At 75.6% G+C, this 9,063-nt stretch carries 9 protein-coding genes; 5 read left to right on the top strand and 4 right to left on the bottom strand.

Going from position 1 to position 9,063, the window contains the following annotated elements; translation table 11 throughout:
* Positions 1–667, top strand: a 667-nt coding sequence (locus PSD17_RS15705; RefSeq protein ID WP_339123196.1) for an SbcC/MukB-like Walker B domain-containing protein, incomplete at its 5' end; no start/stop codon positions are given.
* A gap of 30 nt (positions 668–697) precedes the next feature.
* Here the strand turns inward: PSD17_RS15705 and PSD17_RS15700 are convergent.
* On the bottom strand, positions 698–1,468 hold the full coding sequence (locus PSD17_RS15700) for a VOC family protein (RefSeq protein ID WP_013676025.1): 771 nt from the start codon (positions 1,466–1,468) through the stop codon (positions 698–700).
* A gap of 208 nt (positions 1,469–1,676) precedes the next feature.
* Here PSD17_RS15700 and PSD17_RS15695 point away from each other — a divergent pair, with 208 nt between their 5' ends.
* On the top strand, positions 1,677–2,672 hold the full coding sequence (locus tag PSD17_RS15695; RefSeq protein ID WP_339123190.1) for a hypothetical protein: 996 nt from the start codon (positions 1,677–1,679) through the stop codon (positions 2,670–2,672).
* 48 nt (positions 2,673–2,720) lie between these two features.
* Here the strand turns inward: PSD17_RS15695 and PSD17_RS15690 are convergent, their stop codons facing one another.
* Positions 2,721–3,764, bottom strand: coding sequence for a DNA polymerase IV (locus PSD17_RS15690; RefSeq protein ID WP_339123188.1), 1,044 nt, complete (start codon positions 3,762–3,764; stop codon positions 2,721–2,723).
* Between the two features lie 17 nt (positions 3,765–3,781).
* Positions 3,782–4,303 carry a hypothetical protein gene (locus PSD17_RS15685; protein WP_339123186.1) on the bottom strand — a complete coding sequence of 174 codons (522 nt, stop codon included), beginning with the start codon at positions 4,301–4,303 and terminating at the stop codon, positions 3,782–3,784.
* 362 nt (positions 4,304–4,665) lie between these two features.
* Between PSD17_RS15685 and PSD17_RS15680 the strand changes: the two genes are divergently transcribed.
* Positions 4,666–5,214, top strand: a complete 549-nt coding sequence (locus PSD17_RS15680; protein ID WP_013676021.1) for a hypothetical protein — start codon at positions 4,666–4,668, stop codon at positions 5,212–5,214.
* Positions 5,215–5,277: 63 nt separating this feature from the next.
* Here PSD17_RS15680 and PSD17_RS15675 read toward each other — a convergent pair whose 3' ends face one another.
* Positions 5,278–6,957 carry a hypothetical protein gene (locus PSD17_RS15675; RefSeq protein WP_339123184.1) on the bottom strand — a complete coding sequence of 560 codons (1,680 nt, stop codon included), beginning with the start codon at positions 6,955–6,957 and terminating at the stop codon, positions 5,278–5,280.
* Between the two features lie 202 nt (positions 6,958–7,159).
* Between PSD17_RS15675 and PSD17_RS15670 the strand changes: the two genes are divergently transcribed.
* On the top strand, positions 7,160–7,825 hold the full coding sequence (locus tag PSD17_RS15670; protein ID WP_013676019.1) for a GntR family transcriptional regulator: 666 nt from the start codon (positions 7,160–7,162) through the stop codon (positions 7,823–7,825).
* The gene (locus PSD17_RS15665) at positions 7,822–9,039 is read left to right on the top strand and encodes an MFS transporter (RefSeq protein WP_339123182.1); all 1,218 of its coding nucleotides are present in this window, start codon (positions 7,822–7,824) and stop codon (positions 9,037–9,039) included. The genes PSD17_RS15670 and PSD17_RS15665 overlap by 4 nt, the downstream gene beginning before the upstream one ends.
* The last annotated feature ends 24 nt before the right edge of the window (positions 9,040–9,063 follow it).

Raw genomic sequence — 9,063 nt, 5'->3', positions numbered from 1 at the left:
CGGCTCCGCCGCCGACGAGACCGACCGGTTGGTGCAGCGGGCGGTCTCCGTCGTCGCCACCGAGCACGCCAAGGCGCAGGCGGCACGCGACCGGCTCGCCGAACGCGTCGCGGAGGCGGCCAGGCTGCGTGCCGACCGTGCCGCGGCCGAGGAGAACCAGCAGGTCGCCCGCATGCTCGGGCAGCTGCTGCGCTCGGATCAGTTCCCGCGCTGGCTGGTCGCCTCCGCGCTCGACGTCCTCGTCGCCGACGCCTCCGAGAGCCTCGCGGAGCTGTCCGGGGGCCAGTTCGAGTTGACCCACGACCACGGCGAGTTCGTCGTCGTCGACCATGCCGACGCCGACGCGCACCGCCCGGTGAAGACCCTCTCCGGCGGCGAGACGTTCCAGGCCAGCCTTGCGCTTGCGCTGGCGTTGTCGGCGCAGATGTCCTCGCTCGCCGCCGACGGCGCCGCGCGGCTCGACTCGATCTTCCTCGACGAGGGCTTCGGAACGCTCGACGAGGCGAACCTCGAGATCGTCGCGAGCACGCTGGAGAACCTCGCGGGACGCGGCGACCGGATGGTCGGGGTGATCACGCACGTCGCGGCGCTGGCCGAACGGGTGCCGGTCCGGTTCCAGGTCAGCCGCGACCAGCGCAGCGCGACGGTCGTGCGCGAGGGCCCCTGACCCGGTGCCGGGCCGGGGCCCCCGCGGCGCTCACCCGGTGACCTCCCCGTGCAGGCAGAACGGGGCGCCGAACGGGTCGGCGACGATCCCCATGCGGCCGAACGGTGTGTTCTGCGGAGCCATCATCACCGAACCGCCGTTCGCCTGGACCTGCGCGACCGCCGCGTCGACGTCGGCGGCGCCGAAGTAGGCGATCCAGTGACTGGGCGTGCCGTCGGGCGCACCCATCAGCCCGCCCATGCCGCCCTTGATCTCACCGTCGAGCGCGAACGTCGTGTAGTCCTCCGGAGCGCCGTCGACGGCGTCGTAGGTGTAGCCGAACACCGCCGCGTAGAACGCGCGCGCCGTCTCCGGGTCGGTGAGCCGGGCGTCCTCCCACACCAGCCCGCCCGGTTCGTTGACGACCTCGGCACCGTTCATGCCCAGCGTCTGCCACACCCCGAACACCGCGCCGGCGGTGTCGGTGGCGATCACCATCCGGCCGCTGCCCGGGATGTCCATCGGGCCGGCGATGAGGCTCCCGCCGTTGTCGGTGACGAGCTTGGCGGTCGCGTCGGCATCGTCGCTGGCCAGGTACAGCGTCCAGAACGACGGCTGGCCCTCCTGCATGATCGGCCCGATGCCGGCCGCGGCCCTGCCGTCGACCTGCGCGATCTGGTAGTTGCCGAACTCGGCGCCCGTGTCGACGAACGACCATCCCAGCACCGCGGAGTAGAACGCGGTGGCAGTGGGGACGTCGGGAACGTTGAGGTCGACCCAGCACGGCGTGCCGGCTTTCCACTGCCCCTCGTGAGTGGCCATCTCACACCTCCGTGAGTGTCGGGCCCGGTCGGGCTGTTGCGGTGTGGCCGAGCCTGGCACCACCCACCGACAGTTCGCGCCCGCGGATCGGTGAACGGCGGGTGGCGGGCCCGTGCGGCAGACGCGACGCGCCGAACCGGGGGTGGTGCACCGCCGCGGCACGCGGATCCGCGACGATCGCCGCAGCCCCCGACGGACGGAGACACGCGTGCCCGACACGGTGACCACGACGCGGATGCGCTTCACCGTCGATCCCTGGGACCCGTCGTACGGCACCGGGCTCGACGCGGAGTCCGGCGACGAGGGCGCCGTCTCGGAGGCGACGGTCGACGCGACGGTGGAGCTCGCCCCCGACCGCTGGGCGCCCGTCCCGCCCGACCCCGCGGTGCGCCCGCCCGCCGCCACGCTGTTCGTCGACGGCGTGCGCCGCATCGACGCGCAGGCCTGGGTCGAGTCGGGTGACGGGACCGCGGCGGCGCTCTGCGCGTCGTACGCGGCCGGTGTCGTCTGCTGCGCGGGGGAGCGGGCGGAGCCGACGGCCGTCAGGGTGGCGCGCTCGCTGCTGACCACGGCGCCGGAGGCGGTCGACGTCGAGACCCCGGCCGGGCGCTACGACGCGGTCGTCGTGCCGCCGCGGGCCGACCTGGCGCCCGCGCAGACCCTCGGGCTGGCCCTGCAGCACCGCCTCGGCGAGATCGAGGTCGAGGCGGCCACCCGGGCCCGTGAGGCGGGTGGTCTCCCCGAGGACGACCTGCTCGTCGTCGACGGTCCGCTGCGCGGCCGCCAGCACCTGCCCCGGGCGCTGGGCTACATCAAGACCCACCGCACGCGGTACCTGCCGCCCGCGCTGGACCCGGTCGTCGCGGCGCTGGCGCCGGGCGAGCGGACCCCGGTGTTCCTGCTGGGCACGTCGTGGCGGCGCCACACCTGGTACCTGCGGCTGCCCACCGCGCCAGGGTCGCCGTGGGCCGGTGTGGTGCGGCTGGAGTGCAGTGCCGCCCTGGCCGCGGGAGAGGCCGCCGCGATGGCGGCGCTGAGCCAGGCGACGTTGGCGCGCTATGCCTCCCACGGCTACAAGGACTCCCGCGCGCCGCAGAACCTCTACCCGATCGGCGGGCTGGAGCGGCTGCTGCGCCGTCGGCTCGGCGACGCGGGCGTCGTGTACCGGGCGCTGCGCCGCGCGGCCTGGCGCCCCGTCTCCTGACCGGCGGCCGTCCTGACCGGCGGCCGTCCTGACCGGCGGCGCTGCGGGTCAGGGAGGCGGGCCGAACTCCGCGCGCACCCCGAGCAGCCGCACCGGACGCTGCCGGTTCCGCTCCTCGAACAGGTCGAGCACGGCGAGCGCGGCGGCGACGAGGTCGTCAGGGTCGGAGGTCGGGGCCGGCAACGTCGCGCTCCGGCCCCGCGTCGTGAACGGCGCGAACCGCACCTTGACCCCCACCCGCAGCGCAGGCCTGCCCTCGGCCCGGACGTCGTCGGCGACCCGCAGCGCGAGCGCCGCGACCTCCTCGCGCACGGCCGCCCAGCTCTCGAGGTTCTGCTGGAACGTCGTCTCCCGGCTGCGCGAGCGCGCGACGTGCGGCGCGTCGGACACCTCCTCGCGACCGATGCCACGGGCCAGCTGTACGTAGTACGGCCCCATCGCGGGACCGATGCGCTCGGCGAGGTCGGAGGGGCGGGCCTCGGCCAGCTCGGTGACGGTCGTGTACCCGAGCTCGGTGAGCCGGCGCGCGGTGCGGGTGCCGATGCCCCACAGCGCGGTCGTCGGCCGGTCGCCCATCGTCGCGAACCAGTTGAAGCGGGTCAGCCGGAACGTCCCCGCCGGCTTGCCGAACTCCGTGGCGATCTTGGCGCGCAGGGTGTTGTCCCCGATCCCGACGGTGCAGGAGAGCCCGGTCCGCTCGGTGACGGCCCGCTGCACGTCGTGGGCGAGCGCCTCGGGGTCGTCGGTGACGGCGCCGAGGAACGCCTCGTCCCATCCCAGCACCTCGACGACGACGGGGAACGAGCGCAGCACGGCCATGACCCGCTCGGACGCCTCCTCGTAGGCGGGGCCGTCGGAGGGCAGGAAGACGGCGTCGGGACACCGCCGGGCCGCGACCCGCAGGGGCATCCCCGAACGCACCCCGAACTCGCGCGCCTCGTAGGACGCGGTGGCGACGACCGCCCGTTCCGAGGGGTCCCCGTTGCCCCCGACGACGACGGGCCGCCCGGCGAGCTCCGGACGGCGCTGCACCTCGACCGCGGCGATGAACTGGTCGAGGTCGACGTGCAGCACCCAGCGGGTCGGCGACACCCGACCAGTGTGGCCGGTCAGACCCCGCCGACCTGCGAACGGTGCCGTGGCCGCGGCGACGGCGCGACCGGCCGGACGACCGGGGTGGCCGCGAGCGCCGAGGCCACCCAGCGCAGGGTCGTCGCGTCGATGCAGGTCGCGAGCATCTCGGCCTGCTCGACCGGGGCGGGGTCGGGTGGCACGGTGACCGCCGCGCGGCGGTGCAGGGTCGCCGCGTCCGGCACCGGTCCGGGCTCACCGGGCAGCGCCTCGGCGGGCACGTCGAAACCCAGCTCGCCGGCGGCGAGCCGCAGCGCACACCACCCGACGACGCGCACGCCCGGCGCGAGGGCGCCCGGCCGGCTGTGCGGGTGCAGCCGGAGGACGCCCCCGTCGAGCACCCCCCAGGCGTCGACGGCGGGTGCGCCGACCTCGCGCGTCGCGACGGCCGGGAGGCCACGACGGACGGCCCAGTCGACGACGGCGCCGCGGTGTGCGGGCGCCACGGCGAACACGCCGGGGCCTTCCCCGGTCGCGTCGAAGGCGTCCGTCCAGTGCACGCGAGCCCCTCCCGCATCCGGGCGCGGAACGGGGGACGTCGATCCCCCCGTTCGCCCCGAGTCGTGACGACCTCCTCCGAACATAGGGCCCCCGGCGTCGGGTCGTCGTGTGCTGACCCGTCCGGACCGCACGATCGCGCAGGCACGCGTGACCCGTCGTCGACGTGCTGTTCACCTGCGGTGATCCGGACGGTCGGCGCAGCAGCGTCCGATCCGGTGGTCATGGCGCACGGACGGCGGCCTGACATGACGTTCGGTGACCGATAGTCGCCGTGTCACACGAACGAGCGAAGCGGCGGCGCGAGCGCTAACGACACGCCGGGGAATCCGCGATGCTCGGTCAACGGCGATCGGAGGACGACATGGACCGGGACACCGACCGGAACATCGAGGGCGACGCGACCCGCGCGGCGGAGGCCCGCCGCCCGGAGCAGGACGCGGTCGTCGGCGCCCCTGGGTCCTCCGCCGACCGCGCGGGCGGCACCGTCGTCCCGTTCATCCCCGCGCAGGCCGACCGGAGCTCTGACCAGCAGCCCACGGGCGCACCGGCGACGCCGCTCATCCCGGCCCAGCGCAGGCCCGTCCGCGACCCGGCCCGCGCCGCGGTCGTGCTGCGGCACGCGCGGCTGCGTTCCGACGGCGGGCCGCAGTTCTGCCAGCCCAGCCGCGCAGAGCTGTCGGGGGCGGTCGCCAGGCGGCAGGGGACCCGTGGCGACGGGAAGGTCATCTACCCCGACCGCGAGTCGGCGGAGCAGGCCGCTCGCGAGTTCGAGTCGCTGGGCGCGCTGCCGATGCGGTCGTACCGCTGCAACCGCTCCCACCACGGGCACTACCACCTCACCCGCGACACGGCGACCCTGGCCCGCAGGGCCGACCTCGAGGCCCGCATCCCGCGCCCGCGCAGCGCCTGAGCCGCCTCGCCGCCCGGGGGACGTCGCCGACGGACGTCCACGAGCGGACATCGCCGGCGGTCGTCAGTGCCGGGCCGGTACCCGCGGCTCGGGGATCACCCGGTGCGGTCCCTCCGGCCCGCGGCGCTGCCGCCGGGACGAGCGTTCCTCCAGCCGGCGGGTCACCTCGTGGCCGCCCTCGCCGACCCGGGCCAGTGCGGCGACGACCAGCTCGCGGTGGCGCGGCTCGTCGGTGCGGCGCAGGAACCGCGTCAGCTCGTGGGCGGCCGTGCGGGGGTCGCGCGCGGCGACCCACGCGGCCAGCTCGGCCGCCGCGATCTCCGGACGGCAGTCGGCGACCCGCACGCAGACGTACTCGACGTCCTCGTCGGCCAGCTCGCCGACCAGCGGCGCGTGCACACCCTGCTCCACCAGCAGCTGATGGCAGACCAAGATCCCGATCGGGGTCAGCGACACGACGGTCGGGTCGGGGTCGTCGCGGCAGGCGAGCGTCGCGAGGTGGTCGTGGTCGGTGCTCTCCTCGAGCTCGACGGCGCCGAGCAGCTCCAGCGCGTCGAGCAGCGCGGCGACGTCGCGCCGCCACAGCCGCTGCTCGGTGTCGCCCGCGAGGTCGTCGACGACGCAGCCGAACTGGCCGTTCACCGCGGCACGCACGAGCCGGTAGAACTCCTCGACGGGTACCGGCCCGCCCGCGGCGCGGTAGAGCGTCAGCCACAGCACCGGGAAGGCCTCGCCGAGCGACATGCTGAACAGCGACGGGGCCCCGAACACGTCGGTCCCGCCGAAGTGGTCGCCCAGCCTGCCCAGGGCCTCGAAGGCGCGGCGCCACAGCTCGATCGGCCGGTGCAGCAGCGGCCCGGCGCCCTTGACCGGCACCAGCCGCCGGTTGACCACGCGCACCAGCCGCGCCTGCCGGGCCCACGACACCAGCAGTGAGATCTCGGGCAGGTCGTCGCTGGTGCGGGCGGTGTCGCGGTAGAAGCGGTCCAGCCCCAGGGTGTCGGCGAGCAGGAGGGCGTCCGACAGCCACAGCGTGCCGTCGCGGGTGAGGGGGCGGCCGGCGCGCACCCAGTAGGTGACGGCCCGCAGCCGGTCGAGCGCGACCGAGGCCTGGGCCGCCTCGACCAGCGTGGCGGCCGAGGGCAGCAGCACCGGGGGGAGGTCGGGCGTGGTGTCGACCGGTTCGTCGCGCCGGCGGGCTTCCTCGCGGGTGATCGCGGCGAGGGCGTCGCGGTCGATGTCGAGCTCGTCGCGCGCGGCGCGGTCGAGGAACCGCTGCACGGCCAGGACGTCGGCCTTGTCGACGTCGTGGCGCATCATCTGGACGCTCCAGAACTTGCCCAGGTCGTAGTTGCGCTCGTCGGCCATGGCGTCGTAGAGCGCGGGCGTGGAGTCGGCCACCTGCCGGTGCAGGTCCTGCGGGGTGTCCGAGCCGCCGTCGAGGTGGTCCTGCTCGGCGAGTGTCCCGATCAACGCGTCGAGCGCGTTGGGGATCTCCGCCCACTCGGCGTCCGGCACGGCGACGGTGCGGGGGAACCACACCGCGAGCGCGTCGGCGACGTGCCGACGGGTCCACCGCCCGAGCCGCCCGTCGACACCGAGCTTGTAGTCGAGGGCGGCCCCGACCAGGGCGGCGTCGACCTCCCGGCCGAGCCGCCGGGACCGGGCCAGCACCGCGGTCAGCAGCCGGTCGCGGGCGAGGCCGTACTCCTCGTGCTCGTGTGCCGCGAAAACCAGACGCATCGCCGGTCACCCTTCCAGGCCGCGGTCGCGGCGGCGCAGCCGGGGGCGGGTGATCACCGGCCGGTCCGCGACGCCCCAGGTGGTCACGCCGGGTGGCCGCCGGATCGGCAGGAGGGCGGTCGCCGGCGGTCGTCCGACGCGGTCGGGTGACACTGTTCTCAGACATAGATGCAAGCTTGTATCTATGACATAGGGTCGCTCCGTGACCCGGCCGACCCGCCCGACCCGCCCGATCCGTCCCGAGCCCGCCGCCGACCGGGCCTACGCCGCGACCAAGGAGCTCGTCCTGTCCGGCGACCTGCCCGGCGGCCACCTGCTCAGCGAGGGCGACATCGCCGAGCGCCTCGGCATGAGCCGCACCCCGGTCCGCGAGGCGTTCCTGCGGCTGCAGGCCGAGGAGCTGCTGCAGCTGATCCCGAAGCGCGGGGCCGTCGTCGTGCCGGTGCCCGCGGGCGAGGCGGACGACGTGCTCGACGCGCGCGAGGCCGTCGAGACCGCGGCCGTGCGCCGGCTGCTGCGCCGCGGGGGCGACGTCCCCGCGACGGTCGACCGGCTGCGTGCCGCGATCGAGCGGCAGCGCGAGCAGGCCGAGGCCGGCGACCTCGCGGGCGTGGCCGACGCCGACGAGGCGTTCCACCGCACGATCGTCGACGCGGGCGGCAACCGGCTGACCGCCCGGTTCTACGCGGGACTGGCCGACCGGCAGCGCCGGATGAGCATGCACGCGCTCGCTCCGCGCCCGCAGCAGGTCGCCGTCGTGCTCGCCGAACACGCCGAGCTCGTCGACGCCATCGAGGCCCGCGACGCCGACCGGTTCGCCGTCCTGCTGCCCGCCCACCTCGACGGCACCCACCGGCCGGGGCGATGAGCGCCGACGCCCTGCCGCGGCGCTGGCCCGTCGTCGCCGCGGCGATGTTCTGCTGCGGCTGGGGCGGCAACCAGTTCACCCCGCTGCTGAGCATGTACCGCGACACGGGCGGCTACTCCGTGGCGGTCGTCGACGCGTTCCTCGGTGCGTACGTCGTCGGGCTGGTGCCGACGCTGCTGCTCGCCGGCCGCGCCGTCGCCCGGTGGGGACGGCGGCCGTCGATGGTCGCCGGGACCGTCGCCTCCCTGGTGGCGAGCGTGCTGCTCGCGGGCGGTGCCGAAGGCCCGGTATGGATCTTCGCCGGCCGCTTCGCCACCGGGACCGCCGTCGCGATCGCGATGGCCGTCGGCTCGACGTGGGTCAAGGAGCTCTCCGAGCCCCCGTACGACGACGCGCCCGCCGGCACCGGCGCCCGGCGCGCCGCGCTCGCCCTCACGCTGGGCTTCGGGCTCGGCGCGGGGGTGGCCGGCGTGCTCGCGCAGTGGGGGCCGTGGCCGATGGAGCTGCCCTACGTCGTGCACGTCGTGCTCACCGTGGCCGTGCTGCCGTTGCTCGTGCGGGTGCCCGAGACCGTGCCGGGCGGGACGCGCCGGCCGGCGCCGATCGCCCGTGCCGTCAGGCACCCGCGGTTCCTGCGGGTCGTCGTCCCGATGGCGCCGTGGATCTTCGGGTCCGCCGGGGTGGCGTACGCGATCATGCCGCAGCTCGTGGGCGACCGGCTCGGCTCGTGGGGGCTCGCCTACTCGACGCTGGTCACCGTCGCGACGCTGGGCACCGGCGCCGCCGTGCAGCCGATCGCCAAGCGCCTCGACCGCACGACCGACGCGCGGGCCGTCGTCGTGTCGATGATCGTGATGTCGGGCGGGCTGGCGCTGAGCGTCGTGGCCGCCGTCGTCCGGTCGCCGTGGGTGGCGCTCGGCGCGGCGGTGCTGCTGGGCGGCGCATACGGGATCGCGGTCGTCGCGGGGCTCCTGGAGATCCAGCGGCTGGCCCGCCCCGAGGAGCTCGCCGGCCTGACGGGTGTCTACTACGCGCTGGCCTACGTCGGCTTCCTGCTGCCCGCGGTGCTCGCGGTCCTCGCCCACGTCGTGGGATACCCGTGGCTGCTGGGCGCGCTCGTCCTCGTCGCGGTCGCCGGGACCGTGACGATCGCCTCGTCGAGCCGGACCCGCCTGCCGGTGACGGCCGGGGCCGCCCCGGCGAGGATGGGCTGACACGCTCGAAGGGGAGGTGCCCGG

Origin of the sequence: Pseudonocardia sp. D17 (assembly GCF_036984265.1) — a bacterium.
GTDB lineage: Bacteria > Actinomycetota > Actinomycetes > Mycobacteriales > Pseudonocardiaceae > Pseudonocardia > Pseudonocardia benzenivorans.
Note: the sequence above shows the minus strand (reverse complement) of the source record. Positions and strands in the feature narration are given on the sequence as shown.